The sequence below is a fragment of the Rubellimicrobium arenae genome, assembly GCF_017916275.1.
GTDB lineage: Bacteria > Pseudomonadota > Alphaproteobacteria > Rhodobacterales > Rhodobacteraceae > Rubellimicrobium > Rubellimicrobium arenae.
Map to the genome: position 1 here is coordinate 25,682 of NZ_JAFMST010000008.1, position 24,651 is coordinate 50,332.

Here is a 24,651-nt window from a genome sequence, read left to right on the forward strand (position 1 = left end):
ATGCCGGTGCGTTGCGGCATTGACCGCCGGCCCGTCCACCTTTACTGGTATGATGAGTTGCGCAGCAACGCCGACAGGGGGAGGATCGAGATGACGCGAACGGTGGCCGTCCTGGGCGCAGGGGGAAAGATGGGGTTCCGCGTGACGCGGAAGATCCGTGACGCGGGCTATCGTCTGCGCGCCGTCGAGATCGGCGAGGCCGGCCGCGAACGGCTCCGGGGCGCGGGGATCGACGCGCTGGAGCGTGACGCCGCCCTCAAAGGGGCCGAGGTGGTGGTGCTGGCCATCCCCGATTCGGCCATCGGCGCGGTGGCCCACGAGATCGTCCCCCAGCTCGACCCGGGCACGATCGTTGTGATCCTCGACGCCGCCGCGCCCTATGCGGGCGCCCTGCCCGCGCGGGACGACATCAGCTATGTCGTCGGCCACCCCTGCCATCCGCCCCTTTACGCCTACGAGATCGACGACCCCGACCAGCGGCGGGACGTCCATGGCGGCGTGGCCCCGCAATCCATCGTCGTCGCCCTGATGCAAGGCCCCGAGGAGCATTACGACATCGGGCGTGAGGTCTGCGAGGCGATGTGGTCGCCCATCATCCGCACCCACCGCGTCACGCTCGAGCAGCTGGCCATCCTAGAGCCCGGCCTGTCGGAGATGATCGCGATGCCCTTCATCGACGTCATGACCGAGGCCATCGACGAATGCGTCGACAAATACGGCATCTCGCGCGAGGCGGCGTTCGACTTCCTGATCGGCCACATCAACGTCGAGGCCTCAATGTGGTTCGGCTTCTCGCCCAAGGTGCCGTCGGACGCGGCGCTCCGGCTCATGCGGTTCGCCAAGGGCGTGGTCGTCCAGCCGAACTGGCGCGAGGCGCTGAGCCCGGCCAAGGTCAAGGAAGCCTCCGAGCTCATCGCGCGCGGGTGACCCCGGCGGTCTCCACCGCGGCCTTCGACGGGCACCCTTGGGAGGTCGCGTTCGACAGCCTTGCCGCGCTGGGGGTGGAGCACGTCGAGCCCGCCTTCATCAAGGGCTACGTCGCCTTCACCGAGGAGGATTTCCAGCCCGCCGCCGCGGCGCGGATGGCGCGGCTGCTGTCCGACCGGGGGCTGCGGCCGCAAGGCGTCTCGGCGCATATGGACCTTTCGGCGCCGGATGCCGGCCGGATGCTGGACCGCCGGATCGGCTTTGCGGCCGAGCTCGGGGCAAGCCACCTCATCACCAACGCCGGACCGGCCGCCGGGCGCGAGGCCATCCTCCGGCGCCTGGAGGCGGCGCTTCCGGCCCTGGACGATGCGGGCCTGATCCTCGCGCTCGAGAACCCGGGCCATGGGTCCGGGGACCTGATCGGGCGCGGCGAGGAGGGCGCGGCGCTGGCCGCCCGGCTCGATCACCCCCGCCTGAGGCTGAACCTCGATGTCGGCAACCTCCTGACCTATGCGGGCGGCCTCGAGCCCGGACTGTCCGCCGCCCTGCCCCATGCCGCCCACGCACATCTCAAGGACGTGGCGGCGGATGGGCCCGACTGGCGCTTCGTGCCTTTGGGGACCGGACTGGTGGACTGGCCGGAGGTCGCGCGCACCATCGCCCGGCTGGCGCCCGACCTTCCGCTCGCGATCGAGCTGCCCCTCCGCCTTTGGCGTCCCGGACGTGGCGACCCGGTGCGGCAGCCCGAACCCCGGCCCGTTCCGGTCATCGAGGAGGCGCTGCGCCGGTCCCTAGAGACCTGGGCCGCCGCGTGACCGACCGGCGGCGCGGACCGGGGGGAATGCTCCCGCAAGGGCGTTGACTCGGGGGAGGCCCCATTCGACAACTCGACGGGCGCGAGGATCATTCCGGGAGGCGCTTGCATGGCTTCGGGTCTGCCACGACTGGGCGGGGCGACACTGGACCGGCTCCCGGCCGGGGTGCGCCGCCCGGACTGGATGCGGGGCGCCACGCGCATCCGGACCGTGCATATCGGCGCCGGCGCCTTCCATCGCGGACATCAGGCCGATTACGCCGAGGATCTGCTCCAGGGAGGCTGGGACGCCGCCCTGGTCGGGATCAACCTGAAGCCGCCAGCCCTGCGCGACCTCCTCGGGCCGCAGGACGGGTTCTACACGCGCACGCTGCGCGAGGGCGACGGGGCCGAGACGCGGCTCATGGGGGCCATCCGGGGCGTGGTGGATGCCGAGGCCAATCCCGGCGGAGCCCTGGACTGGCTGTCCACCCCGGAGGTGACGACGGTCACGATCACGGTGACCGAGAAGGGATATTGCCATGTCCCCGCGACCGGGGCGCTGGACATGGGGCATCCCGACATCCAGGCGGACCTGCGCGGCGACCTCGACCGGCCGCGGTCCCTGCCCGGCTTCCTGGTCGCCGCGCTGCGGGCGCGCCGGGACGAGGGCGGCGGCCCGATCAACCTCGTGAGCTGCGACAACCTGCCGGGCAACGGACGCATCCTGGCCGGCGTGGTGCGCGAGATGGCGGACGCGACGGCGCCGGATCTCCTGCCCTGGATCGAGGACAACCTGGCCTGTCCCTCGACGGTGGTGGACCGCATCGTTCCCGCCCTGACCCCCGAGGATCGGGACTGGCTCGACCGCCGCCTTGGCCTGCGGGACGAGGCCGCCGTCCTGGCCGAGCCCTTCCGTCAATGGGTGATCGAGGACAGCTTCCGCGCCGAACGGCCCCAATGGGAGGCGGTCGGGGCGCAGATCGTCTCCGACCTGTCGCCGCAGGAAGCGTTGAAGATGCGCGTCCTCAACGCCGCCCAGACGCTCCTGTCGCTGCTCGGCGCGCTGGCCGGGCACGACTTCTCCCATCAGGCGGTCCGCAACCCGGTGCTGCTGGGGTATGTCCATGGGACGATCCTCCGCGAGGTGCTGCCGCATCTGCCCGACGCGGTCGGAGGATCGTCCAAGGATTACCTCGACCAGTCGCTCCGCCGCATCGGGAACACCGCCATCCGGCACCGCTGCCATCAGATCGCGACGGATACGTCCCGGAAGATCCGGCAGAGATTGCTCGATCCGCTCCGCGCACGACGTGCGGGCGGGCAGCCGGGCCCCGGGCTCGAGGCCGGGGTCGCCGCCTGGGTGGCCTACCTGGCCGCCGGCCTGCCCGCCCATCGCGACCGCTGGGAGCCGGACGATCCGGTCTGGGCCCGGCTGGCGGGGTCGCGGAACGTGGACGACCTCGCCCAAGCGCTTCTGTCCTCCGAGGACATCTTCGGGTCTGACCTGTCCCGGGACGAGGCGCTTCGCGGGCGCATCACGGCGAGGGCCAGGGGCCTGCTGGACGGCGAGTTCGCGCGCGTCCTGGGCGGCGGGTGACCTCGCGGACCAAGGGGTTCCCGACCGGAAGGAGGATGGCGCCGATGGACGTGAGACTGGATGGCCGCGTGATCGTCATCACCGGAGGGTCGCAGGGGATCGACGGGGCCACGGCGCATCTGGCCGCCCAGAGCGGAGCCGCAGGCCTCCTCCTCGTGGGGCGCGACCCGGCCAAGGGCGAGACCCAGGCCAAAGCCCTGCGCGAGCGCGGGGCCGAGGTGGCCTTCCTCGGGGTGGATCTCGCTCGGCCCGAGAGCCCCGGGCAGGTGATCGCCGCCGCGCTCGACCGCTTCGGGCGGATCGACGGGCTGGTCAACGCGGCCGCCCTGACGGACCGGGGCGACCTGGTGAACGCCGATCCCGCGCTGTGGGAGCGGCTCTTCGCGGTGAACGCCCGCGCGCCGTTCTTCCTGATGCAGGGCGCCATCCGCGACATGCTGGCCCGCTGCGCCCCGGGGGTCATCGTCAACATCCTGTCCGTCAATGCCTACTGCGGCGGCCCGGATCTGGCCGTCTATTCGGCCACCAAGGGCGCGCTCGCCACCCTGACCCGGAACGCGGCCCATGCGCATCTCAGGGACCGCATCCGCGTGAACGGGATCATGATGGGCTGGACCTCGACCCCGGGGGAACAGGTCATGCAGGCGCAGGTCCTGGGCAAGGGCGACGGCTGGGAGGCGCAGGCGGCGGCGGGGATGCCGCTGGGCCGCCTGCTGACGCCCGAGGAGGTGGCGCAGGTGACGATCTTCCTGCTCTCGGACGCCTCGGGACTGATGACCGGGGCGCTGATCGACCTGGAACAGCGGGTGCCGGGGGCGCCCTAGAGAGCCCGGTCCAAGGGCCCGGTCACGGCGAAGGTCTCGTCGAGGAGGAAAAGGTCCGCCGCGTCCCGCCCCTCGATGGCCGCGAGATCGGGGCGCCCCACCAGCCGCGCCGGCACGGTCACCGCCATGCGCAGAGCCGTCTCCGCCGCGACGCCGACCCGGGCCACGAGTCGGGCCACGCTCTCGGCCATGGTCACATGCGCGCCGGCGAGGTTGCCCTCGGGGTTCACCAGCTTTCCGTCCTCGACGCGCAGATCCATGTCATAAAGCCGGAAGCGGTCGGGGCCGCCGACCGTCGGCATGGCATCCGACACGGCGTAGAAGAGGTCCGGCGCGGGCCGCGCGCGGAGCGCCAGGGCCAGCACCTCGTCCACCACATGGATGCCGTCGCAGATGAGTCCCACGGGGACGTAGGACCCCAAGGCGGCCCCCACGACGCCGGGCGCCCGGTGGGTCAGGGGCGACATGGCGTTGAAAAGATGCGTGAAGGTTCCCGCTCCTTCGGCCAGGGCGGCGCGGGCCTGGTCGGCACTGGCGTCGGAATGGCCGATCGACACGATCACCCCCATGGCCGCAAGCGCCGCGACCTGGCCGGGCGACGTGGCCTCGGGGGCCAGCGTGATCAGGACCGTGACCCCTTCGGCCCGCAGGCGGCGCAGGACATCCAGGCTGCGATCGTCCAAAGGACGGATGAAGCGGGCGGCATGGGTCCCCCGCCGCGCCACCGAGATATGCGGCCCTTCGATGTGCAGCCCCAGGATCCCGGGACGCCCGCGTGCCGCGATCGCAGCCTCGGCGGCGCGGTCCAGCACCTCGGGGGCGTCGGTGATGAGCGTGGGGAGCAGGGCCACCGTTCCCAGCCGTCGATGCGCCGCCGCGATGGCCTCCATCCCCTCCAGGGTCGGATCGGCGTTGAGGAGCACCCCGCCCCCGCCGTTCACCTGCAGGTCGACATAGCCGGGCGTGAGCAGGCCCGGCACCGGCCGCGCCTCCATCCGCGGGTCGAGCGGGGCCACATCGGCCACCCGGCTTCCGTCAAGCCGCAGCGCGAGGCCGTCCTGCAGCCGTTCGCCGTCGAAGACGCGGGCGGGGGCGATCCACATCAGGCGTCTCCGAAGAAGTAGGGCGCCAGGGCCTCCTGCACGCGGGCCTGGATCAGGGCCTCGACCCGGGGCAGGTCCGACATGGTCTCGGCCCGGTCGAGGATGGCGGGCGGAACGCCCTGGAGCAGCAGGGGATCGGGAAGCACCCGCCCCGACAAGACCTCCCGCAACCGCGTCAGAGCCGCCTGCGCTTCGGGGCGCGGCCAGTAGTAGCGGATGCGGTCGGCATAGGAGACATGCCGTTGCACGCGCAGGTCGCCCGCGTCCTCGGACAGGTGCCGGACCCAGTAGCGGGGGTCGGAGAGCATCAGGGCCTCCATGGTGTCCGGCAGGGTTCCCGCGCCCCAGCCGGCCAGGCGCGCCAGCCCGTCCAGGGCGTAGACCGCCTCGCGCCAGGCGAAGGTCAGGGCCGGGCCGACCTTCTGGAAGGCGAACCCGAGCTCGGCCAGGCGCGGAAAGACCTCGGGATGCTGGTAGTCGGTCGAGTGCGCCTCGAGGACGACCCCCTCGTGATGCGCCACGGCCTCGCGCAGGCGGGGATCACGGTCCATGGGCAGGCGGTGGATATCCATGGCCCCGAACTCCACCCCCGGCTGGACCACGAGCCCGCCGATGCGGCCCAGGTTGCGGAACGCCTCCATATGGGCGTCGAGCGTGGCGCGCGCCGCCTGCGGCTGGGTGGGGGCGATCCCATGCTCGCCCACCCGGGCGCCGCCCGGCGGGGGAACCTCGGTGCCGACGACGAAGACGAGCGTTTCGGCGGGCACGGTCTCGATGGCGGCGCGGGCCAGGAGGGCGGCGCGGGGGACCGTCTCGGCGTCGGACAGCTGGGCGGGCTCTCCGGCGCAGCCTTCCGAGCAATCCAGGTGGATCTTGGTGAAGCCCGCCCGCGCATAGGCCCGGATCATCGCGTCGGCCTTGGCCATGGCCTGGTCGGGCGGCAGGTGCCGCCAGGCCTGCGGCCCGAGATGGTCGCCGCCCAGCACGATCTGATCCCGGTCGAGCCCGATCCGGTCCGCGAGCCCGTGCACCATGGCCACGAAGTCCGAGGGCTGCTGGCCGGTGTAGCCGCCGTCCTGGTTCACCTGGTTCGAGGTGGCCTCGATCACCACGGCGCGGCCCAGTTGGCGGGCCAGCCGCAGGGACGCCTCGAGAACCTCGGGATGGGCCGAGCACACCGAGGGGATGGCGGCGCGGCGCCCCCTCCGGCTTTGGGCGATCACGTCCCCAAGAATGCTGTCCATCATGTCACCTTGTGAAGCCGGACGCCCTGCACGACGCGGGACAGGGTGTTCTTGCCCTCGAAGGGGTTGTCCACCTTGCAGCCGAGCCGGTCCGACAGCGTCGCCGCCAGCATCTGCGCGAAGGGCACGACCAGCGCCGCCCCCCACTCGGCCCCGTCCGGCATGGGCACGTCGATGTCGCCCCCCGGGCCGACCGTCGTCACCCGGGACTCGGGGAACTGCGCCCGGAGCTCCTCGGCCAGGTCGGCCTCGTAGCGGGAGGGATGCCGCTCGGGGGAAAGATACAGGACGATGTCGGTCGCGCCCTGCACGAAGCTCTTGGGGCCGTGGCGGAAGCCCAGGGTCGAGTCCCAGAGGCAGGGGATCGCGCCCGCCGCCAGCTCCATCACCTTGAGCGCGCTTTCGCGGGCGGCGAAGGCCAGGCCGCCGGTGCCGAGGAACACCATCCGTTCCGGCGTACGGGCCGCCGCCACGCCGGCCTCGTAGAGGGGGAGGAGGTCGCGCAGCTGCCGGGACAGGCCGGCCAGGGGCCCGGGCCCCTCGGGCGCGACGAGGGCAAGGGCGGTCAGCAGCATCGTCGTGAAGCTCGAGGTCATGGCGAAACCCGCGTCATGCGCGGCTTCGGGCAGGACCAGGACCTTGAACGGCGACTCGCGGATGTTGGGATCGGGCCAGACCTTGGGCGGGCGGGTGGCCAGCGTCCCCTGGGGATTGCAGGTCACATGCAGGCGCGGCGTTTCGGGCGAAAGGACGTCGAGCACGTCGAGGAGACCGAGGCTTTCGGCCGAATCGCCCGAGCGCCCGAAATGGATCACCAGCGCCTTGGTCGGCATGTAGGGCTGCGGACGGCTCACGAGGTCCGTCGTGGGAATGGCGCGGAGCCGCTGGTTCAGCACCCCCTCCAGCCCGGCGACGACGATGTCGCCGATATAGGCCGAGCTTCCGGCCCCGCAGAACCAGATCTCCTTGACGGCCAGCGAGGCGATCCAGTCCCGCGCCTCGCGCAGGGCGGAACTGCGGCTCCAGGTGTCCCAAAGGTCGGGCTGCTGCTGGATCTCGCGCCAGGTCGCGGTGGCTTGGAGGCTCATGTCGTGCGCGTGACCTTGGACAGGGTTTCGGGGGCGTCGGGATCGTGGCCCCGCGCCAGCGCCGTGGCGTGGACCACCGGATAAAGCAGGCACAGGAGAAGTGCCGCCGCCGCCGCCGGGGTGAGGTCCGTGGCCCCCACGTCGGCGGGAGACACGCGATGCACGACCGCATCCTGATCGGCGAGGCGCTGCTCGGCGACGTCGAGGCTGTCCGCGGTCCCCGGCGCGCCGGTATCGAGCAGGAGGACCGTCAGCCCTTCGGTGGCAAGCTGGAGCGGGCCGTGCAGGACCTCGGAGGCGGAATAGGCCTCGGCGTGGAGGGCGCAGCATTCCTTGAGCTTGAGCGCGATCTCCTGGGCCGCGCCGAAGCCGGTGTCCCGGCCGATGACATACACGCTCTGGGCCGATTCGAGCGCGTGCCGCAGGGACGTCAGATGCGGATGGGCCTGCCCGCCGAGCCGGGCCACGACCTCGGCGGAGGCCTGGGCCCGGGCCGCGTAGGAGGGCACGAGCGAGGACAGGAGCGCCAGCCCCGCGCCGACCGCGCCGACGACGGTCTTGGTGGCGGGGACGGCCAGCTCGGGCCCGGCGCCGATGGGCAGGCAGGCCTGCGCCTCGGCTTCGACCGGGGAGCCGGGGACGTTGGTGATTGCGACGACATGGCCGCCGCGCGCCCGCGCGCCCTGGGCGGAGCGGATCAGATCCTCGCTGGCCCCCGACTGGGAGACGAGGAGGATGAGCGCGTCATCGAGGGCGACGCCCTGGCCGATCGAGAACACGGAGGGCGGCAGCGAGGTGACCGGGCGGCCCGCCTCGCGCATGATCTCGTAGGCCAGGATCAGGGCCGCGGCGTCCGAGGAGCCGCGCGCGATGGTGTAGGCGCCGCGCCAGCCGGACGGGAGCGGCGGCGCGTCCTGGCGGACCGCCCGCAGGAAGGCGTCGGGAGCTTCGGCGATCTCGGCGGCCATCTGGTTGCCGGCGGTCATGGGCGGGTCCTTGCAGTTGGGAATGGGGCGCGTCGTGCCATCCTTATGCAGCCGCGCGGCTTAGGAAAGTCCGACGGCGCCGCGCGGTCGGCCCAGCCGCCGCGCAACGCCCCGTCACACCAGGCCGGCCTGCCGGAACAGGTCCCGGAGATCCGCCTCGGGCCGCGCGCCGAAATGCGAGATGACCTCGGTCGCGGCGACGCAGCCCATCCGGCCCGCGGTCTCGAGCCCCTGCCCCGTCGCGAGGCCGTACAGGAATCCCGCGGCGAAGAGGTCGCCCGCGCCCGTCGCATCCACGGGCACGACACGATGGACGGGGATGGTGGCCCGCTCCTCGCCGCGCAGGAGGATGACCTCGTCGCCCGAACGGGTGCAGACCACGAGGCCGCAGTCCTGGGCCGCCATGCGGAGCGCGTCGTCGAGGTTGCACTGGTAGAGCGATTCCCATTCGTGCTGGTTGCCGATCACATAGTCGAGGTCGCGCACGAGGCGACGGAAATCCGTCCGGTGCCGGTCGACGCAGAACGGGTCCGACAGCGCGATGCCCGCCTGCCCGCCGCCCCCGTGCGTGATCCGCGCGGCGGTCTCGAAGGCGTCCTTGCCGGTGGGCTTGTCGTACAGGTAGCCTTCGAGGAACAGGATGTCGGCATGGGCGCAGACCGCCTCGGGCACGTCCTCGGGCGACAGTTCGGACGAGATGCCGAGATAGGTGTTCATCGACCTTTCCCCGTCCGGGGACACGAAGATCATCGACCGGGAGGTCGGGAGGTCCGCGCCCGCGACCGGCGGGTTCGGGAAATGGCTGCCCTCGGCGGCGAAGGATTCGGCGTAGAAGCGGCCCAGCGGGTCGTCCTTGACCCGCCCGATGAAGGCCGTGCGCAGCCCCAGGTTGCCCAGGCCCGCCATCGTGTTGGCGACCGACCCGCCGGGAACCTGCCGGGGCCGCCCCATGGCGGTGTAGAGCTCCTCGGCCCGGTCCCGCTCGATGAGCTGCATGATGCCCTTTTCGATCTTCATGCGGTCGAGAAAGGCGTCGTCGGTTTCCGAGAAGACGTCCACGATGGCATTCCCGATGCCGATGACGTGGTAGCGGTCGGTCACGTGGTCTTCTCCTCGAAGGTGCAAAGGTCGCGGATCAGGCAGTCCGGGCACCTGGGCTTGCGCGCCACGCAGGTGTAGCGGCCATGCAGGATCAGCCAATGGTGCGAAAGCTGCTGGTATTCGACGGGAACGTGGTTCTCGAGCGCGCGCTCCACGGCGACGACATCTGCGCCCAGGGCCACGCCGACCCGGTTGGAGACCCGGAAGACATGCGTGTCCACCGGCTGGGACGGAAAGCCCCACCACATGTTCAGGACCACGTTGGCGGTCTTGCGCCCGACGCCCGGCAGCGCCTCGAGGGCGGCGCGGGAGGAGGGCACCTCGCCCCCGTGCCGCTCCACGAGGAGGCGGGACAGGGCGATTACGTTCTTGGCCTTGTTGCGGTAAAGGCCGATCGTGCGGATGTGGGGGATCAGCCCCTCCTCGCCCAGGGCCAGCATCTTCTCGGGCGTGTCGGCGATCGGGAACAGGTCGCGGGTGGCCTTGTTCACGCTGGCGTCGGTCGCCTGCGCCGAAAGCGCCACGGCCACCAGGAGGGTAAAGGCGTTGAGGTGCTCCAGCTCGCCCTTGGGAAGGGGGTTGGCGGCGCGGAAGCGCCGGAAGACCTCGATCTGCTCGGAGTAGCTGAGTTGGCGGGACATCGCGACGGGTATGCCCGCCCCGGTCGCAACCCGCAAGTTCCGGGTCGCGGGCCGGGGGCCCCTCCCCTACAGTCCGGGACGCCACCAGATGGACGGCCATGCCATGGACCAGAGCAGCTACCATTACGACGTCATGCGCCGCGCGATCGACCTGATCGACCGTGCCGAGCAGCCGATGAGCCTCGAGGAGATCGCGGCGGCGATGCACATGAGCCCCGGGCATTTCCAGCGGCTGTTCTCGGCCTGGGCCGGCGTGTCCCCCAAGCGCTACCAGCAGTATCTCGCGCTGGGGCACGCCAAGGCGCTGCTGCGCGACCGCCGGGCGGTGCTGGACGTCGCGCAGGAGGTGGGGCTGTCGGGGCCGTCGCGGTTGCATGACCTGTTCGTGCGGTGGGAGGCCATGACTCCGGGCGAGTTCGCGCGCGGCGGCGAGGGCGTCGCGATCCGCGCCGGCCGGTTCGAGACCCCCTTCGGCCCCGCCGTGGCGATGGCGACCGACCAGGGGCTCTGCGGCCTGGGCTTCGCCGCCGAGCAGGGGGAGGCGGCCGTGCGCGCCGACCTGGCCGCCCGCTGGCCCGGCGCCGCCGTCACGGAGGACCCGCAGGCGGTCCGGCCCTGGGTCGAGGCGGCCTTCGCCGGGGGCGGCCGGCCCCGGCTCCACTTGGTCGGAGCGCCGTTCCAGATCAAGGTCTGGGAGGCGCTCCTGACGATCCCCCCGGGCCACGTGGCCACCTATGGGGAGATCGCCCGGGCCATCGGGCACCCCAAGGCCGTGCGGGCCGTGGGGACGGCCGTCGGACGCAATCCGGTGTCCTGGCTCATTCCCTGCCATCGCGCGCTGCGGACGACCGGGGCCCTGGGCGGCTATCACTGGGGCCTGCCGGTCAAGCGCGCCATGCTGGCCTGGGAGGCGGCCCGCGCCGACTCCGGCGAACCTGAGCGGGGCGCCGCCTAGACCAGCGGGAACATAGTTATCAGGCGGGCGTTATCGCATATCAGTGAGGTTCCGGTCATACGGACCGGGCCAGGGCGTCGCTGCGCCCGATCTTGAAGGAACGAACAGATGGCATTCGAACGACTCACCCTTTCGGTCATGGCCGCCTCGGTGCTGGCCCTTGCGGCCTGCCAGGCTCCGGCCCCCGGCCAGGACGTCAGTCAGACCCGCAACGGCGCCGCCGTCGGCGCGGGCATCGGCGCGCTGGCGGGCGCCCTCACCGGCGACAACCCCGAAGAGCGGGTGCGGAACGCGGCCATCGGCGCCGCCGTCCTGGGCGCGGCGGGCGCCGGCGTCGGGGCCGTCCTTGACCGGCAGGAAGCGGAACTGCGCGCCGAACTCGGCAGCGGCACCGTGACCAACACCGGCAACCAGCTGATCGTCACGCTGCCCCAGGACATTCTGTTCGGCACGGATTCGGCTTCGGTTTCGCTGCAGTCGCAGCAGGATCTCCGCGCGGTGGCGAATTCGCTCAACAACTACCCGAACACGACCGTCAACGTGGTCGGCCATACGGACAACACCGGCGACGCCGCCTACAACCAGGACCTGTCCGAGCGCCGTGCCCAGGCCGTGGCCCAGGTTCTCATCGGCAGCGGCGTGTCCCCGGCCCGGGTCAACACGATCGGCCGCGGCGAGGATGCGCCCATCGCCTCCAACCAGACGGTCGCCGGCCGCGCGCAGAATCGGCGGGTTGAGATCATCATCACGCCGAACCAGTAACCGCTGGTCGCAGATCCATGACAGGAAGGGCCGCAGGGGTGATCCCTGCGGCCTTTTTCATGCGACCCGGCCCTGCGCGGCCGGGTTGGGATGGAGCAGGGGCAGCAGGATCGGGCATCGTCCGGCAGCAGGTCGCTAGCTTCCGCTCGACTTACGCTTGCCCCTGCTGCCTCGGGATCCGACGCGGCCCCGGAGATCGCATAGATGGCAGGGAGCAAGCGCCGATCTGGTCCATGACCCTGGGGTTGTGCGGGGGCGGACGGGCCGCACCATCCTGCTCCGGGCCAGCACCCTGCGGCCCACCGCGGCGCCCGCTGGACACCTCGGATCGCCCGGGCGCAGCAGTGCCCTCCGGAGGAATCCCGTGGCCCCCCACGGCCGGACCTGGGCGACCTGTCCCCTGATCGGTTCACATTGCAGGCCAGCGGGGCGCCCGTCTCCGGAACGCGGCACCCGGACTGAAGGGCGTCGCCGATGCATCGGCCCAGGGACGCGGGTGTCGCGATCGACGCAGGCCGTGGCGCGGCCTCCGACGGAGGCGAGCGTCGCCGTGGCGATTGCCTGGCAATGCGACGGCCACGAGCCGCTGGCCTTCCTCCAAGACCCGAGCGAGCGCCTCGGGACGCCGGAAAAGCGCTACGCGGCACCGGTCGGGCGGGTCCAGCGAGAGCAGGCGCAGGACGGCCAGAGGCTCACGGCGCCGGGATCGCCGAGGCTGCCGATGTGGCAGGAGGGCGCCGGTGTCCTGTCGGTAGGCTCGGCTTTCGACAAGACGAACGCCCGCCTGATCTCTCAGGCGGGCGCGTCCATGATCTTGCTAGGGTTGGCCAGATGGCAAGGCAAGGCTGGCAGATCAAACTCCTCCTGCCCTACCCATGCGCCGGGACAGGGCGGCTCGTAGCACGATCCCGCCCGCGCCCGATGCATATGGCGCCGGATGGCGTCAGTGCAGGCGGTCGGCCACGGTCCCGATCGACTCCTCGATCAGTTGGGCGCGGGCAGCCGGCGTAAGCTGGGCGGCCAGCACCTCCTGAGCGGCGGCGACGGCCACCGTCACCGCGCGGTCGCGCACTTCGCGGATCGCCTTGGCCTCGGCGGCCGCGATCTGCTCCTCGGCGGAGGCGAGGCGGCGCTGGACGGCGCGGGCCGCGTCCTCCTTGGCCTGGGCGGCGGCGCGCTCGGCCTCGGCGCGGGCGTCGGTCACGATCCGTTCGGCCTGGGCAGCCATCTCCTGGCGCTTGCGGTCGAAGGAGGCGACGAGCTGCTGCGCCTCTTCGCGCAGGGCGCGGGCTTCGGCGATCTCGCGGCGGATCCCGTCCGCGCGGCGGTCGAGCAGGGCCGACAGCTTGCCGGGTACGCCGGCGTAGATCATGATCGCCAGCACCAGAAGGAACGCCAGCAGCACGATGAAGTTCGTGTTATGGAGCGAGAAGAACCCGTACTCCGCATGGTCCTGCGCAAGCGCAGGCGTGGCCGCGAGAAGCGCGACGACGGTTGCGAGCTTTCTCATGTCAGCCTCCCACACGCTGGGACACGGCGCGGTCCACGGCGACCTCGTCCACCTGCGCGCCCATGACGCGAAGGATCTCGCGGGCGGCGTCGCGGGCCACCTCGGCCACGCTGGCCTGAGCCTGCGCCTGGATGCCGGCGACGGCGCGGGCGCCTTCGGCGGCACGGGCGTCGATCTGCGCGTCGGCTTGGGCCAGCGCGGTGTCGAGCTCGGCCTGGATCTGGGCGCGGGTCGCCTGGGCTATGCGGTTCGCTTCGGCGCGGGCGTCGGCCACGGCCTTGTCATAGGCGGCCTGCGCGTCGCGGGCCTGCGCCCGGAGGGTTTCGGCGGCGGCGAGGTCGCTGTTGATCGTGCCTTCGCGGGTCGCGATGGTGGAGCCGATGCGCGGCAGGGCCATCCGGGTCAGGATGAAGTAGATCGCGACCAGCGCGATTACGGCCCAGAAGATCAGGTTGTCGAAATAGGCCGGCTGCAGGAGGGGAATCGGTCCCTCGGCCGGAACCGCCGTGCCGTGCGTGAGCTCGGCTGCGGCGTCGTGGGCGTCATGCTCCATCGAAAGCTCCTCGTGGCACAAGCGAAGGCGGCGGGATATGGACCCCGCCGCCGCTCAGGTCTGGAGTTCGCGGATCAGACTGCGAACAGCAGGAGCAGCGCCACGAGGAAGGCGAAGATGCCGAGGGCTTCGGCGAAGGCGAGGCCGATGAACAGCGTCGCGGTCTGCGAAGCGGCTGCGGACGGGTTGCGCAGGGCGCCGCCCAGGTAGTTGGCGGCCACGTTGCCCACCCCGACGGCCGCGATGCCCGAGCCGATGGCCGCGAGGCCAGCGCCCATGAACTGGCCGAGTTCGCCGATATTGCCTTCCATGATCGTTCTCCTTGAGTGGGAAGGGTTGGTCCGGATGCCGTCAGTGGCCCGGATGCAGCGCGTCCTTGAGGTACACGCAGGTGAGGATGGTGAAGACGTAGGCCTGGATCCCGGCCACGAGGATCTCGATCCCGTAGATGGCGGCGACGCCGAGGATCGCGAAGGGGCTGATCGCGGCCACCTGGGCAAAGCCCGCGAAGACCTTGATCACGGTGTGGCCCGCCATGATGTTGCCGGCAAGACGGATGGAGTGGCTGACCGGGCGGACGAAGTAGGAGATGAGCTCGATCACCGCGATGATCGGGCGCAGGAACAGGGGCGCGTCGGTCATCCAGAACAGGCCCAGGAACTTCTTGCCGTTCAGCACGAAGCCCAGGACCGTCACGAAGATGAACACGCCGAAGCCCAGGACGGCCGTGACCGCGATGTGCGAGGTCGCGGTGAAGGACATCGGCAGAAGCCCGAAGAAGTTCGTGAACAGGATGAACAGGAACAGCGTCATGATCAGCGGGAAGAAGCGGCCGGCGTCATGGCCCGCGACGTCGTCCACCATCTTGCGGATGAAGGAGTAGATCAGCTCGGCCACGGATTGCGCCCGGGTCGGGACGATCGAGCGCGAACGGGTCGAGAACACGAACAGGAGGAAGATGGCCAGCACCGCCAGCCCCATCCAGAGCGTGGCGTTGGTAAGCGAGAAGAAGGCCGGGTTGTAGTCCTCTCCGCCGCCGCCGAAGAGCGGGGTGAGCCGGAACTGGTCGAGCGGATGGAACGTCAGGCCAACTGCTTCATGTGCCGTTTCTTCCATCCTGGCCCTCCTTGCCGCGGGCCACCTCGGCCTCACGCTTCAGTTGCACTTCCTTGGCCGAGCGGAGCATCGTCTTGACGCCGGCCGCGAGGCCCAAAAACAGAAACAGCACCAGGAAGATCGGCATCGTCCCCGCCAGGGTGTCGATCCCGTACCCGATGCCGGCGCCGATCATCAGACCGGCCACAAGCTCGATCACCATTCGCCAGGCGAGGTTCGCCTGCGAGTAGTGCTCCTCCGTATGGGGCTTCGCCGGCGCGCCCCGAGCCTTGGCGAGCCGCTCCTCCAGCGCGTCCAGGCGCGCATCGTGGGAACGGTCGTCGGGATCGGACATGGGCCTGCCCCCCTCCGGAAGGTCGGTGGGGTGCTAGGCGACCCAGCCCACGGAGTCAAGCAGAAGCCCCGGCAGCCAACTCGTTGTTTTCCTTGCAAAGTGGCGGCAGGCAGGCATTTCGTCGGCGCCCCGCGTCGTTCAACCTGTCGGTTGAGCATCGGGTGGAGGGAGCGGGAGGCCGCGCCTGGACGGCCCGGCTGCGCGGGACACCCGCCCTTTCACGCCCGCGTGGACACTGGCCACCGGGCCGGCTGCCCTCTTGACGCCCGCCGGCGCGGGCCGGTTAGTCGTCCCATGATGCCCAACCTCGACACCGTCTTCGCAGCGCTGGCCGATCCCACGCGCCGGGCGATCCTGTCCATGCTGCTGGAGGACGACATGGCGGTCAGCGACGTGGCCAGCGCCTTCCCCGTCTCGCTGGCCGCCGTGTCGAAGCATCTACAGGTCCTGGCGGAGGCCGGGCTGATCAGCCAGGAGAAGCGCGGACGCATCACCTGGTGCCGGCTCGAGCCCGACGCCCTGCGCGAAGCAAGCACCTGGATGGCGGGGTTCGGGATGATGGAAGCGCTGGACCTCGATGCCTTCGAACGGTTCCTCGAACGTGAGCTGACCGAGGAGGAGCCGGAGCCCGAGAGCCCGCAGGTCCAGGCCACCTGACCTGACCGTGGCCGCGCCGACCGGCCTGAACGTCATCGGGAAGCCACAGGACGGCCCGCTTCGGTGACCCCCCTTGGGGCCGCCCTTTCCATTCCTCAGGCGATCGGGAATCCGTGGCGCACGCAGGAGTTGAGCCCCGGGGCGGGGCCAGGTCCCGCGCTCGGGAGAGATCGACGTGGCATACATCCTCAAGGTCACCTCGCCGGACCACTTCACGGTGGTCGAGGGGCGGCAGAGCAAGCTCGTGTTCACGTCGACGGGCATCCCCGGAAGCGCCGACGGCTCCGACAGCTTCGACACCTACACCTCGGGCCTGACCGCCAGCCTGTCCGACGTCGTCTTCGACGAGGTGGGCGTGCTGACGAACAGCAGCTCGCCCGACGGTTACGTCCGGCGCGAGGAGATGCCGATCTACGCCTTCGACGATGGACGGAACGAAGGCCCCGAGACCCTCGTCGTGCGGGTCTACACGGGGTTCGGCACCCGCTTCGCCGACGGCCGCACCTTCCGGGAGATCGTGGTCACCATCCTCGACGCGCCCCCACTCGAGGGCACGGGCGGGGCCGACAGCTTCGACGGCCGCAGGGGAGACGACAACTACCTGGCGCTGGACGGGGACGACATCCTCCTTGGCCACTCCGGCAACGACATCCTGAACGGCGGGCTCGGCGCCGATCGCATCGAGGGCGGGCCCGGACGGGACACGCTGCTGGGCGACGAGGGCGACGACTGGCTGAGCGGCGACGAGGGCAACGACAGCGTCGACGGGGGCTCGGGGAACGACCGCATCCAGGGCGGGCTGGGCGACAACCTCCTGAACGGCGGTTCGGGCGACGACAGCATCACGGGCGATGCCGGCCAGGACACGATCCTGGGCGGGTTGGGCGACGACCGCATCCATGGCAACGGGCTGGCCGACTCCCTGTCCGGAGAGGGCGGGACCGACATCCTCCGCGGCGGGTCCGGCGATGACGCGCTGTCGGGCGGGGACGATCCCGACAGCCTTTATGGCGGGACCGGCGACGACCTCCTGACCGGCGACGCCGGAAACGACCGGCTGAGCGGTGGCGCCGGGAATGACCAATTCCTCGGCGGCGCAGGCGACGACCTCCTCCTGGGTGGCGGCGACCATGACGTCCTGCATGGGGGCGAGGGGAACGACACCGTCCTGGGCGGGACGGGCGCGGACTGGCTGCATGGGGACGGCGGGGATGACCTCCTCCTCGGGGGCTCGGACTACGATTCCGTCCATGGGGACGCCGGCAACGACGTGATCCGGGGCGGGGACGGGTCCGACGACCTGTCCGGGGACGGGGACGACGACCGGATCGACGGCGGCACGGGGGACGACACGATCCGCGGCGGCCTGGGCGACGACAGCCTCCGCGGCGGGTCGGATGCGGACGTCATCCGCGGAGGGACCGGGACCGACCTCCTGGCCGGCGACGATGGGACGGACTCGCTGTATGGCGGGGCCGGCGACGACCTGCTCGACGGCGGCGCGATGTGGGACGAGCTTTACGCCGGGACCGGGAACGACAGCCTGATCGGCCGCGACGGCAACGACTGGCTCAAGGGCGGCGCGGGCGACGACAGCCTGTCGGGCGGAACCGGGCGCGACTGGATGGTCGGCGGCGCGGGCGACGACCGTCTTCGGGGCGGGGCCGACGGGGACTGGTTCGACTTTTCGGGCGGCCGCGACGTCATCGAGGATTTCACCGACGACCTGGACATGATCGGCTTCGATGGCGCCATCGTGCCCGCGGACATCCACGACATCCCCGACCTCGTGGCGATGGCCCGCGTCGTCGACGGCGATACCGTCTTCGATTTCGGGAACGGCAACGTGCTCACCATCCTGGGGCTGACGGACCCGGGCAAGCTGGCGAACGACACGGGCTTCTACTGATCAACCCCGTTCGGGCCGCAACAGGAGAAGGAGCGCGGCCCCCGTCATCGCGACCCCCAGAAGGACCAGCGCGGGCGGCGGTGGCGCACCCAGCGCTTCCTCCCACAGGAGGACCCAGGCGGGCACGAGATAGGTGTAGGCCATCACCTTGGACGAGGGGAGCCGCAGGGCCGCGAACTGGAGCAGCACCATCGTCGCCGCCGACGCGAAGACGGCCACATAAAGGAGCGTGACCCAGACCAGCGCGGGCAGCGCCGCCCAGTCGGTGGCCAGGATGCGGGGCAGCCCCAGCGCGGTGAGGAGGATCGCCCCGGCGAGCACCACGCCCAGCGAGAATTCGGCCGCGCCCTCGCCCCGGTTCAGGCGCGCCACCAGCGGGGTATAGAGCGCGTGCGCCACGCAGCCCAGGAAGTAGATGGCCTCCCCCCGCCCGAGGTCGAGCGCCAGGAGCGCGCCCAGGTCCGCGCGGAAGATGACCCACAGCGCCCCGGCTCCGCCCAGCGCCAGCGCCGCCGCGATCCGCCCCGAGAACCGCTGCCGCAGGAGCCACCAGCCGAAGCCCGCCGCCATCAGCGGCGTCAGGGTGAAGACCGCCGATGCGCTGACCGGAGGAGCGGTCTTCAGGCCCTCGAACATGAGGACGAAGTAAAGCGTGTAGAGCACGCCGAGAAGCCCCTGCCGCCACACGGCCCGCGGCCGCCTCATCCCGCCGCCCATCGCGAGGCCCGCCCCGATCACCAGTCCGGCGACCCAGAAGCGGAGGGCCGTGAAGGCGACGGGATCCACCGCATCGGCCACGCGCGCGCCCAGCGAGAAGGACCCGGCCACCAGGGCCGAGAACACCAGCATCGCCAGATGCCCCTGCCCCTGGGACCCGAGGACGCCACGCGCCCTGGGCGCCTCCGGGACAGGGGGGACGGCCATGCGGCTCAGGCGTCCCAGCCCTTGGCCCGCTCCTTGAGGAGGGCGAGGATGGCCTGGACCTTGGGCGTGCGGTGCAGGTCCACATGCGTCACGAGCCAAAGCGGCACGGTCCAGCCGTCGCGCGGGGGAAGCACCTCGCGCAGGTCGGGATGGGCGCGCTGTTCCAGCACGGACACGAAGCCCAGCCCCGCCCCGGCCACGATGGCGTCGGTCAGGGACGTGTCCTGCGCCACGCGGAAGGTCACCCGGTCGCGGGGCGCCAGTTCCGCGATCCAGCGATTGAAGGGGCCGCGCCCGTCCACGTTGTCGAGCCCGACATACTGGTGCCGGGCAAAGTCCTCGGGCGTCCGGGGCACGCCATGGCGCGCCAGGTAGGCCTCGGATCCCACGAGCGAGATCCGCAGCCGGACGAAGGGCTGCACCACGTTGTCGGGCTGCGACGGCTGCTCGACCCCGGCCCGGATGGCGACATGCGCCTCGCCGTATTCGAGGCGGAACAGCCGCCCGTCGGCGAGGTAGCGGACGACAACGCCCGGATGGGCGGCCTGGAATTCGGCCAGGACGGGCGTGACATAGGGCGAGAAGGTGGCGAGCGAGGTCACGACCAGCTCGCCGCTGACGCCGCCGCCCTGGTCGCGGATGCGCCCGACAAGCTGGGCGAAGCGGTCCTCGGCCTCCTCGGCGACGCGCAGGAGGTCGCGGCCCGCCTCGGTCGGGGTGTAGCCGCGTGCGTGCCGCTGGAAGAGCTTGGCGCCCAGGCGCTGCTCCAGGGCGTCGACGTGGCGGATGACCGTCGCGTGGTGGACGCCCAGCGCCTCGGCCGCCGCCGAGACGGTGCCCAGCCGCGCCACCTGGAATGCCGTGCGGATCTCGTCCCAGCTCGTCATCGAACCCCCTGCCCTGTCTTGTGGCAAGGGACGCGGCGAAGGGCAACTCCCCCGCGTCCCCTTGACGGCTGGGCGCGGCGCGCGTATGCGCGGGTCGTCACCGGAATGCATCGTGCCTTCCGGTCCCCCTTTCATGGGGGATCGCCGTCCGCCAGCGCAGATGCGCCCGCGGGCGCCGTTGTGGTTTGGGCCGCCTGTCCCCACCTTCGGGGCCTGGGACAAAGGAGTGGACGATGTTCGAGAACCTGTCCGACCGCCTGGGCGGCGTCTTCGACCGGCTGACGCGCCAGGGCGCGCTGACCGAGGCCGACGTGCAGACCGCCATGCGCGAGGTGCGCACCGCTCTTCTCGAGGCGGACGTGTCGCTGCCCGTCGCCCGGGACTTCGTGAAGGCCATCGAGCGGAAGGCCACGGGCCAGGCGGTCACCAAGTCGGTCACCCCCGGCCAGCAGGTCGTGAAGATCGTCCATGACGAGCTGGTGCGCGTGCTGGGCGGCGACACGGACGCGGGCGCGCTCAAGATCGACAGCCCGCCCGCGCCGATCCTGATGGTCGGCCTCCAGGGCGGCGGCAAGACCACGACCACGGCCAAGCTGGCCCGCCGCCTCAAGGAGCGCGAGGGCAAGAAGGTCCTGATGGCCTCGCTCGACACCAATCGCCCGGCGGCGATGGAACAGCTGGCGATCCTTGGCCAGCAGATCGGCGTGGACACCCTGCCCATCGTTCCGGGCGAGGATCCGGTGGCGATCGCGCGGCGCGCCAAGACCCAGGCGGCGCTGGGCGGCTACGACGTCTACATGCTCGACACCGCGGGCCGGCTCCACATCGACGAGGTGCTGATCCAGCAGGCCGCGGACGTCCGCGACGTGGTCAAGCCGCGCGAGACGCTGCTCGTGGTGGACGGCCTCACGGGGCAGGTCGCCGTCGAGGTCGCCAAGGAGTTCGACGCCAAGATCGGCGTGTCGGGCGTGGTCCTGACCCGGATGGATGGCGACGGGCGCGGCGGCGCGGCCCTGTCGATGCGCCAGGTGACCGGCAAGCCGATCCGCTTCGTGGGCCTGGGCGAAAAGCTCGACGCGCTCGAGACCTTCGACCCCGAGCGGATCGCCGGCCGCATCCTGGGCATGGGCGACATCGTCGCACTGGTGGAGCGGGCGCAGCAGACCTTCGAGGCCGAGCAGGCCGAGCGCATGATGAAGCGGTTCCAGAAGGGACTTTTCAACATGAACGACCTGCGGATGCAGCTCGAGCAGATGCAGAAGATGGGTGGCGTCGAGGCCCTGATGGGCATGATGCCCGGCATGAACAAGATGCAGAAGCAGGCCGCCGAGGCCGGGCTCGACGACAAGATGATCCGCCACCAGATCGCGCTCATCAACTCGATGACCAAGAAGGAGCGGGCGAACCCCGACCTCCTGCAGGCATCGCGCAAGAAGCGCATCGCGGCGGGCGCGGGGCTCGACGTGGCCGAGCTCAACCGCCTGCTCAAGCAGCACCGCCAGATGGCGGACATGATGAAGAAGCTGGGCGCGATGGGCAAAGGCGGGATGCTCAAGCAGGCCGTGCAGAAGATGTTCGGCAAGGGCGGCCCCTCCGAGGCCGACATGGCCGCCGCGCAGCAGGCGATGGCCTCGGGCAAGATGCCCCAGCTTCCGGGCGGGATGCAGCTTCCCAAGGGCTTCGGCGGGATGGGCCTGGGTCAGGGCGGCGGGCTCCCGCAGGGCCTGTCGGGATTCGGCAAGAAGAAGTGACCTGCCTCACCCTCCATACGGAGCGGCTGACGCTCGGCCCGGCGACGATGGCCCGGTTCGCGGCCGTCGTGGCGCCGGGCCGCGCCCGCGTCCCAGGCGCCGCGCCCGAGGGCAGGCAGGCCTGCGCCTCCGGCCAGGCGGTCACGACCCCGCGCCCCCCGGTGGGAGAGGCCGCATGATCGAAACGCCGCGCCTTCTCCTCCGTCGGCCTGTCCCCGCGGACTGGGACGCTTTCCGCGACTTCATGATGTCGGACCGCGCGAGCGAGTTCGGCAGCCACCGCAATCTGGGCAAGTCCTTTCGGTCCTTTGCGGCCGAGCTGGGCCATTGGGACATCTTCGGCTTCGGCATGTTCGCCGTGACCCGCAAGGGCGACGACCGCGCCATTGCCCTGGTCGGCCCGTGGAACCCGCCGGACTGGCCCGAGCGGGAGATCGGCTGGATGGTGCTGGATGCGGGCGCCGAAGGCCAGGGGATCGCCCGCGAGGCGGCCGAAGGCGCGCTTCGCCACATCTGGACCGCGCTGAACTGGGAGACCGTGGTCAGCTACATCGCCGAAGGCAACGATCGGTCGGCGCGGCTGGCCGAACGGCTGGGCGCGCGGCTCGATCCGCAGGCGGAGGCGCCCGAGGCTCCGGGCAAGACCGTGCGGGTCTATCGCCACCCCCGTCCGGAGGGCCTTGCGTGATCCCGCCGCATGAACGCATCCCCCGGTCCGGCCCTGCCGCCGACCTGGCCGCGCGGCTCGGGGCGCTGGTCCCGTCGATCGAGACCGAGCGCCTGCGGCTTCGGCTGCCGACGCTGGCCGACTTCCCCGCCTGGGCCGAGATCCTGTGCAGCCCGCGTTCCGTCCACATGGGCGGGCCCTACGACCGGGACGAGGCCTACATGGAGTTCGCCTCGGCCGTGGGGGCCTGGCTCCTGCGCGGGCACGGCGCCTGGACCATCGAGTCGAGGGCCTCCGGCGAGGCGCTGGGCTTCGTTCTCCTGGGCTTCGAGCCTGGCGACCAGGAGCCCGAGCTGGGCTTCTTCCTCCGGACCATGGCCGAGGGCCAGGGCATCGCCGAGGAGGCCGCCCGCGCGGCCCGCCGTCACGGCTGGACGCTCGGCCTGCCCTCGCTCGTCAGCTACATCGACCCGCCCAACGCCCGATCGGTCGCCCTGGCCGAACGGCTGGGCGCGCGGCGCGACCCGGAGGCCGAGGCCGCGCTGGCCGGGACCGTGTCCGAGGGCGCGCTCGTCTATCGACATCCCCGTCCGGAGGCCGCCGTATGAACCAGTCCGACGCCACCCTCCGCGCCTCCCAGCTCCTCAAGGAGCACCGCGAATCCATCGACCGCCTGGACGCGATCCTGGTGTTCACCCTTGCGGAGCGGTTCAAGCACACGCAGGCCGTGGGCCGGCTCAAGGCCGCGCACGGGCTCCCCCCTTCGGACCCCAGCCGGGAGGCGCAGCAGATCGCCCGCCTGGTGGAACTGTCCGAGAAGGCCGATCTCGATCCCGAGTTCGCCCAGAAGTTCCTGGCCTTCATCATCCAGGAAGTCATCAAGCACCACGAACGCCAACAAGCCTAAGCCATTCCAAGGAGATCCAAGATGGCCATGAAGATCCGGCTCGCCCGCGGCGGGTCCAAGAAGCGCCCCTACTACTCGATCGTCGCCGCCGACTCGCGCGCCCCGCGCGACGGCCGCTTCATCGAGAAGCTCGGCACCTACGCGCCCCTCCTGCCCAAGGACAGCGAAGAGCGCGTGAAGATGGACATGGAGCGCGTGCAGCACTGGCTGAGCCAGGGCGCCCAGCCCACCGACCGCGTGGCCCGCATGCTCGAAGCCGCCGGCGCCCTGCCCAAGGCCGAGCGCAGCAATCCCCAGAAGGGCGAGCCCGGCAAGGCCTCCAAGGACCGCGCCGAGAAGAAGGCCGCCCGCGCCGCCGCGACCGAGTAATCCAGGCTCATGGGCGACGATCGCATCGTCGTGGGCAGCCTCGCCGGGGCCTTCGGGGTCCGCGGCGAGGTGCGCCTGAAGAGCTTCTGCGCGGAGCCCGCCGACATCGCGGGCTACGCGCCTCTCCATACCCCCGATGGGCGGGTCTTTTCCGCCATCCAGATCACCGGCCAGACCCAGGGTTCCCTGACGGCCCGGATCGAGGGCATCTCCTCCAAGGAGGATGCCGACGCGCTCCGTGGCGTGTCCCTGCTGGCCGACCGGTCGCGGCTTCCCGCGCTGCCGGATGACGAATTCTACCACGCCGACCTGATCGGACTGCCGGTCCATGACCCCGGCGGCCAGCGGCTGGGCACCGTACGGGCCGTTCTGAACCACGGCGCCGGCGACATCCTGGAGATCGCCCGTCCCGGCGGCGCCACCGTGCTGCTGCCGTTCACCCTGGCGGCCGTGCCCTTGGTGGACATCGCGGCGGGCCGCATCGTGGCCGACCCGCCCGAGGGCGCGTTCTAGGGGCGGCCGATCCGGAACGCCCGGGCCGCCCGTCGTGTTATCCTTCGATACGCAACGGCTCGAGAGGCTGGCCATGGCCCGCAGGAAATACATCCCGAAGCGGATCGGGAACGTGAAGATCCCTAAGAAGCTGCGCAAGTTCGGCGACCGCGTCCTCGCCGACCCGCGGGCCCGCGAGATCGCCGGCGGCGCGCTGCTGGCGGTCGGCTCGGCGCTGCTGTCGCGCGCCGCCCCCAAGGGGTCGGTGTTCCGGACCATCTTCGATCATCCGGTCGAAACCGCGAAGTCGGCGGAGCAGGCGGGGGCCAAGGCCGCCTCCGACGCCGGCGACGCCGTGAGCGGGGTCGCCAATGCCGTGGGCCAGGTGGTGGGCGAGGTCTTCGACAGCCTTCGCCGCGAACTGGGGCGCCGCCGTCAGCCCGCGACCGCCGCCCCGGAAAAGGGCGACGACGAAGCCGGTCACCGGGACGTGGACGAGGACAGGGTCCACTGACCCGACAGGGCGCGCGCGCCCCGGACCGTGAACCGCA

Annotated in this window: 28 protein-coding genes; 15 read left to right on the top strand and 13 right to left on the bottom strand. The window is 71.3% G+C overall.

The genetic code is table 11. The features are described 5' to 3' along the window. Window positions 1-90: 90 nt before the first annotated feature. From J3P31_RS13575 to J3P31_RS13590, 4 genes are all read left to right on the top strand, one after another. Complete coding sequence (locus J3P31_RS13575; protein WP_210529024.1) at window positions 91-927, top strand: phosphogluconate dehydrogenase C-terminal domain-containing protein; 837 nt, start codon at window positions 91-93, stop codon at window positions 925-927. Beyond that, window positions 924-1,742 (top strand): sugar phosphate isomerase/epimerase family protein, encoded by an 819-nt coding sequence (locus J3P31_RS13580; protein WP_210529025.1) that lies wholly within the window; start codon window positions 924-926, stop codon window positions 1,740-1,742. Before J3P31_RS13575 ends, J3P31_RS13580 begins: the two co-directional genes overlap by 4 nt. Window positions 1,743-1,850: 108 nt before the next feature. After that, a complete protein-coding gene (locus J3P31_RS13585) occupies window positions 1,851-3,320 on the top strand; it encodes a mannitol dehydrogenase family protein (protein WP_210529026.1) in 1,470 nt (489 codons plus the stop codon). A 44-nt stretch (window positions 3,321-3,364) separates the two neighbouring features. Further along, entirely contained in the window at window positions 3,365-4,144 is a 780-nt protein-coding gene (locus tag J3P31_RS13590; RefSeq protein WP_210529027.1) for an SDR family oxidoreductase, read from the top strand. On the opposite strand, the gene J3P31_RS13595 is transcribed toward J3P31_RS13590, so the two are convergent. From J3P31_RS13595 to nth, 6 genes are all read right to left on the bottom strand, one after another. Next, on the bottom strand, window positions 4,141-5,247 hold the full coding sequence (locus tag J3P31_RS13595; RefSeq protein ID WP_210529028.1) for an N-acetylglucosamine-6-phosphate deacetylase: 1,107 nt from the start codon (window positions 5,245-5,247) through the stop codon (window positions 4,141-4,143). The genes J3P31_RS13590 and J3P31_RS13595 overlap by 4 nt on opposite strands. After that, the gene (locus J3P31_RS13600) at window positions 5,247-6,491 is read right to left on the bottom strand and encodes a class II D-tagatose-bisphosphate aldolase non-catalytic subunit (RefSeq protein ID WP_210529029.1); all 1,245 of its coding nucleotides are present in this window, start codon (window positions 6,489-6,491) and stop codon (window positions 5,247-5,249) included. Before J3P31_RS13600 ends, J3P31_RS13595 begins: the two co-directional genes overlap by 1 nt. Next, window positions 6,491-7,579, bottom strand: a complete 1,089-nt coding sequence (locus J3P31_RS13605; RefSeq protein ID WP_210529030.1) for an AgaS family sugar isomerase — start codon at window positions 7,577-7,579, stop codon at window positions 6,491-6,493. The genes J3P31_RS13600 and J3P31_RS13605 overlap by 1 nt, the downstream gene beginning before the upstream one ends. Further along, on the bottom strand, window positions 7,576-8,565 hold the full coding sequence (locus J3P31_RS13610; protein WP_210529031.1) for an SIS domain-containing protein: 990 nt from the start codon (window positions 8,563-8,565) through the stop codon (window positions 7,576-7,578). The genes J3P31_RS13605 and J3P31_RS13610 overlap by 4 nt, the downstream gene beginning before the upstream one ends. Before the next feature lie 114 nt (window positions 8,566-8,679). Continuing rightward, a complete protein-coding gene (locus tag J3P31_RS13615) occupies window positions 8,680-9,666 on the bottom strand; it encodes an adenosine kinase (RefSeq protein ID WP_368373084.1) in 987 nt (328 codons plus the stop codon). Then, window positions 9,663-10,307 carry an endonuclease III gene (gene nth / locus J3P31_RS13620; RefSeq protein WP_210529032.1) on the bottom strand — a complete coding sequence of 215 codons (645 nt, stop codon included), beginning with the start codon at window positions 10,305-10,307 and terminating at the stop codon, window positions 9,663-9,665. Before nth ends, J3P31_RS13615 begins: the two co-directional genes overlap by 4 nt. Before the next feature lie 88 nt (window positions 10,308-10,395). Between nth and J3P31_RS13625 the strand changes: the two genes are divergently transcribed. Next, entirely contained in the window at window positions 10,396-11,262 is an 867-nt protein-coding gene (locus J3P31_RS13625; protein WP_438270299.1) for a methylated-DNA--[protein]-cysteine S-methyltransferase, read from the top strand. A 108-nt stretch (window positions 11,263-11,370) separates the two neighbouring features. Then, complete coding sequence (locus tag J3P31_RS13630) at window positions 11,371-12,024, top strand: YiaD family glycine zipper/OmpA-like lipoprotein (protein ID WP_210529033.1); 654 nt, start codon at window positions 11,371-11,373, stop codon at window positions 12,022-12,024. Between the two features lie 943 nt (window positions 12,025-12,967). Here the strand turns inward: J3P31_RS13630 and J3P31_RS13635 are convergent. From J3P31_RS13635 to J3P31_RS13655, 5 genes are all read right to left on the bottom strand, one after another. Further along, window positions 12,968-13,534 carry a F0F1 ATP synthase subunit B family protein gene (locus J3P31_RS13635; RefSeq protein ID WP_210529034.1) on the bottom strand — a complete coding sequence of 189 codons (567 nt, stop codon included), beginning with the start codon at window positions 13,532-13,534 and terminating at the stop codon, window positions 12,968-12,970. A 1-nt stretch (window position 13,535) separates the two neighbouring features. After that, a complete protein-coding gene (locus tag J3P31_RS13640; RefSeq protein WP_210529035.1) occupies window positions 13,536-14,087 on the bottom strand; it encodes a F0F1 ATP synthase subunit B' in 552 nt (183 codons plus the stop codon). Window positions 14,088-14,161: 74 nt separating this feature from the next. Then, window positions 14,162-14,398, bottom strand: a complete 237-nt coding sequence (locus tag J3P31_RS13645) for a F0F1 ATP synthase subunit C (protein ID WP_139078458.1) — start codon at window positions 14,396-14,398, stop codon at window positions 14,162-14,164. 40 nt (window positions 14,399-14,438) lie between these two features. After that, a complete protein-coding gene (locus tag J3P31_RS13650) occupies window positions 14,439-15,203 on the bottom strand; it encodes a F0F1 ATP synthase subunit A (protein ID WP_210529036.1) in 765 nt (254 codons plus the stop codon). Further along, the gene (locus J3P31_RS13655; protein ID WP_210529037.1) at window positions 15,184-15,537 is read right to left on the bottom strand and encodes an AtpZ/AtpI family protein; all 354 of its coding nucleotides are present in this window, start codon (window positions 15,535-15,537) and stop codon (window positions 15,184-15,186) included. Before J3P31_RS13655 ends, J3P31_RS13650 begins: the two co-directional genes overlap by 20 nt. A gap of 294 nt (window positions 15,538-15,831) precedes the next feature. Between J3P31_RS13655 and J3P31_RS13660 the strand changes: the two genes are divergently transcribed. Both J3P31_RS13660 and J3P31_RS21760 read left to right on the top strand, forming a co-directional pair. After that, complete coding sequence (locus tag J3P31_RS13660; protein WP_210529038.1) at window positions 15,832-16,194, top strand: ArsR/SmtB family transcription factor; 363 nt, start codon at window positions 15,832-15,834, stop codon at window positions 16,192-16,194. A 175-nt stretch (window positions 16,195-16,369) separates the two neighbouring features. Beyond that, on the top strand, window positions 16,370-18,103 hold the full coding sequence (locus J3P31_RS21760) for a calcium-binding protein (protein ID WP_210529039.1): 1,734 nt from the start codon (window positions 16,370-16,372) through the stop codon (window positions 18,101-18,103). On the opposite strand, the gene J3P31_RS13670 is transcribed toward J3P31_RS21760, so the two are convergent. Then, the gene (locus tag J3P31_RS13670) at window positions 18,104-19,027 is read right to left on the bottom strand and encodes a DMT family transporter (protein WP_210529040.1); all 924 of its coding nucleotides are present in this window, start codon (window positions 19,025-19,027) and stop codon (window positions 18,104-18,106) included. A gap of 5 nt (window positions 19,028-19,032) precedes the next feature. Then, window positions 19,033-19,914 (bottom strand): LysR family transcriptional regulator, encoded by an 882-nt coding sequence (locus J3P31_RS13675; RefSeq protein ID WP_210529041.1) that lies wholly within the window; start codon window positions 19,912-19,914, stop codon window positions 19,033-19,035. Between the two features lie 233 nt (window positions 19,915-20,147). Between J3P31_RS13675 and ffh the strand changes: the two genes are divergently transcribed. The 7 genes from ffh to J3P31_RS13710 all read left to right on the top strand — a co-directional run bounded on the left by ffh (window position 20,148) and on the right by J3P31_RS13710 (window position 24,614). Beyond that, complete coding sequence (gene ffh / locus J3P31_RS13680) at window positions 20,148-21,665, top strand: signal recognition particle protein (protein WP_210529042.1); 1,518 nt, start codon at window positions 20,148-20,150, stop codon at window positions 21,663-21,665. Between the two features lie 175 nt (window positions 21,666-21,840). After that, the gene (locus J3P31_RS13685) at window positions 21,841-22,353 is read left to right on the top strand and encodes a GNAT family N-acetyltransferase (protein ID WP_210529043.1); all 513 of its coding nucleotides are present in this window, start codon (window positions 21,841-21,843) and stop codon (window positions 22,351-22,353) included. Then, window positions 22,350-22,940 (top strand): GNAT family N-acetyltransferase, encoded by a 591-nt coding sequence (locus tag J3P31_RS13690; RefSeq protein WP_368373085.1) that lies wholly within the window; start codon window positions 22,350-22,352, stop codon window positions 22,938-22,940. Before J3P31_RS13685 ends, J3P31_RS13690 begins: the two co-directional genes overlap by 4 nt. Then, on the top strand, window positions 22,937-23,239 hold the full coding sequence (locus J3P31_RS13695) for a chorismate mutase (protein ID WP_210529044.1): 303 nt from the start codon (window positions 22,937-22,939) through the stop codon (window positions 23,237-23,239). Before J3P31_RS13690 ends, J3P31_RS13695 begins: the two co-directional genes overlap by 4 nt. Window positions 23,240-23,260: 21 nt before the next feature. Beyond that, window positions 23,261-23,608 carry a 30S ribosomal protein S16 gene (gene rpsP, locus J3P31_RS13700; RefSeq protein ID WP_210529045.1) on the top strand — a complete coding sequence of 116 codons (348 nt, stop codon included), beginning with the start codon at window positions 23,261-23,263 and terminating at the stop codon, window positions 23,606-23,608. 9 nt (window positions 23,609-23,617) lie between these two features. Then, window positions 23,618-24,121, top strand: coding sequence for a ribosome maturation factor RimM (rimM, locus tag J3P31_RS13705; RefSeq protein ID WP_210529046.1), 504 nt, complete (start codon window positions 23,618-23,620; stop codon window positions 24,119-24,121). A 73-nt stretch (window positions 24,122-24,194) separates the two neighbouring features. After that, window positions 24,195-24,614, top strand: coding sequence for a hypothetical protein (locus tag J3P31_RS13710; RefSeq protein WP_210529047.1), 420 nt, complete (start codon window positions 24,195-24,197; stop codon window positions 24,612-24,614). Window positions 24,615-24,651 lie beyond the last annotated feature (37 nt).

Excerpts from the sequence above, each read along its gene's own strand:
- J3P31_RS13575 (WP_210529024.1), top strand. The coding sequence starts at position 91 with ATGACGCGAACGGTGGCCGTCCTGGGCGCAGGGGGAAAGATGGGGTTC.
- J3P31_RS13585 (WP_210529026.1), top strand. The coding sequence starts at position 1,851 with ATGGCTTCGGGTCTGCCACGACTGGGCGGGGCGACACTGGACCGGCTC.
- J3P31_RS13590 (WP_210529027.1), top strand. The coding sequence starts at position 3,365 with ATGGACGTGAGACTGGATGGCCGCGTGATCGTCATCACCGGAGGGTCG.
- J3P31_RS13595 (WP_210529028.1), bottom strand. The coding sequence starts at position 5,247 with ATGTGGATCGCCCCCGCCCGCGTCTTCGACGGCGAACGGCTGCAGGAC.
- J3P31_RS13600 (WP_210529029.1), bottom strand. The coding sequence starts at position 6,491 with ATGGACAGCATTCTTGGGGACGTGATCGCCCAAAGCCGGAGGGGGCGC.
- J3P31_RS13605 (WP_210529030.1), bottom strand. The coding sequence starts at position 7,579 with ATGAGCCTCCAAGCCACCGCGACCTGGCGCGAGATCCAGCAGCAGCCC.
- J3P31_RS13610 (WP_210529031.1), bottom strand. The coding sequence starts at position 8,565 with ATGACCGCCGGCAACCAGATGGCCGCCGAGATCGCCGAAGCTCCCGAC.
- nth (WP_210529032.1), bottom strand. The coding sequence starts at position 10,307 with ATGTCCCGCCAACTCAGCTACTCCGAGCAGATCGAGGTCTTCCGGCGC.
- J3P31_RS13625 (WP_438270299.1), top strand. The coding sequence starts at position 10,396 with ATGGACGGCCATGCCATGGACCAGAGCAGCTACCATTACGACGTCATG.
- J3P31_RS13630 (WP_210529033.1), top strand. The coding sequence starts at position 11,371 with ATGGCATTCGAACGACTCACCCTTTCGGTCATGGCCGCCTCGGTGCTG.
- J3P31_RS13635 (WP_210529034.1), bottom strand. The coding sequence starts at position 13,534 with ATGAGAAAGCTCGCAACCGTCGTCGCGCTTCTCGCGGCCACGCCTGCG.
- J3P31_RS13640 (WP_210529035.1), bottom strand. The coding sequence starts at position 14,087 with ATGGAGCATGACGCCCACGACGCCGCAGCCGAGCTCACGCACGGCACG.
- J3P31_RS13645 (WP_139078458.1), bottom strand. The coding sequence starts at position 14,398 with ATGGAAGGCAATATCGGCGAACTCGGCCAGTTCATGGGCGCTGGCCTC.
- J3P31_RS13650 (WP_210529036.1), bottom strand. The coding sequence starts at position 15,203 with ATGGAAGAAACGGCACATGAAGCAGTTGGCCTGACGTTCCATCCGCTC.
- J3P31_RS13655 (WP_210529037.1), bottom strand. The coding sequence starts at position 15,537 with ATGTCCGATCCCGACGACCGTTCCCACGATGCGCGCCTGGACGCGCTG.
- J3P31_RS13660 (WP_210529038.1), top strand. The coding sequence starts at position 15,832 with ATGATGCCCAACCTCGACACCGTCTTCGCAGCGCTGGCCGATCCCACG.
- J3P31_RS13670 (WP_210529040.1), bottom strand. The coding sequence starts at position 19,027 with ATGGCCGTCCCCCCTGTCCCGGAGGCGCCCAGGGCGCGTGGCGTCCTC.
- J3P31_RS13675 (WP_210529041.1), bottom strand. The coding sequence starts at position 19,914 with ATGACGAGCTGGGACGAGATCCGCACGGCATTCCAGGTGGCGCGGCTG.
- ffh (WP_210529042.1), top strand. The coding sequence starts at position 20,148 with ATGTTCGAGAACCTGTCCGACCGCCTGGGCGGCGTCTTCGACCGGCTG.
- J3P31_RS13685 (WP_210529043.1), top strand. The coding sequence starts at position 21,841 with ATGATCGAAACGCCGCGCCTTCTCCTCCGTCGGCCTGTCCCCGCGGAC.
- J3P31_RS13695 (WP_210529044.1), top strand. The coding sequence starts at position 22,937 with ATGAACCAGTCCGACGCCACCCTCCGCGCCTCCCAGCTCCTCAAGGAG.
- rpsP (WP_210529045.1), top strand. The coding sequence starts at position 23,261 with ATGGCCATGAAGATCCGGCTCGCCCGCGGCGGGTCCAAGAAGCGCCCC.
- rimM (WP_210529046.1), top strand. The coding sequence starts at position 23,618 with ATGGGCGACGATCGCATCGTCGTGGGCAGCCTCGCCGGGGCCTTCGGG.
- J3P31_RS13710 (WP_210529047.1), top strand. The coding sequence starts at position 24,195 with ATGGCCCGCAGGAAATACATCCCGAAGCGGATCGGGAACGTGAAGATC.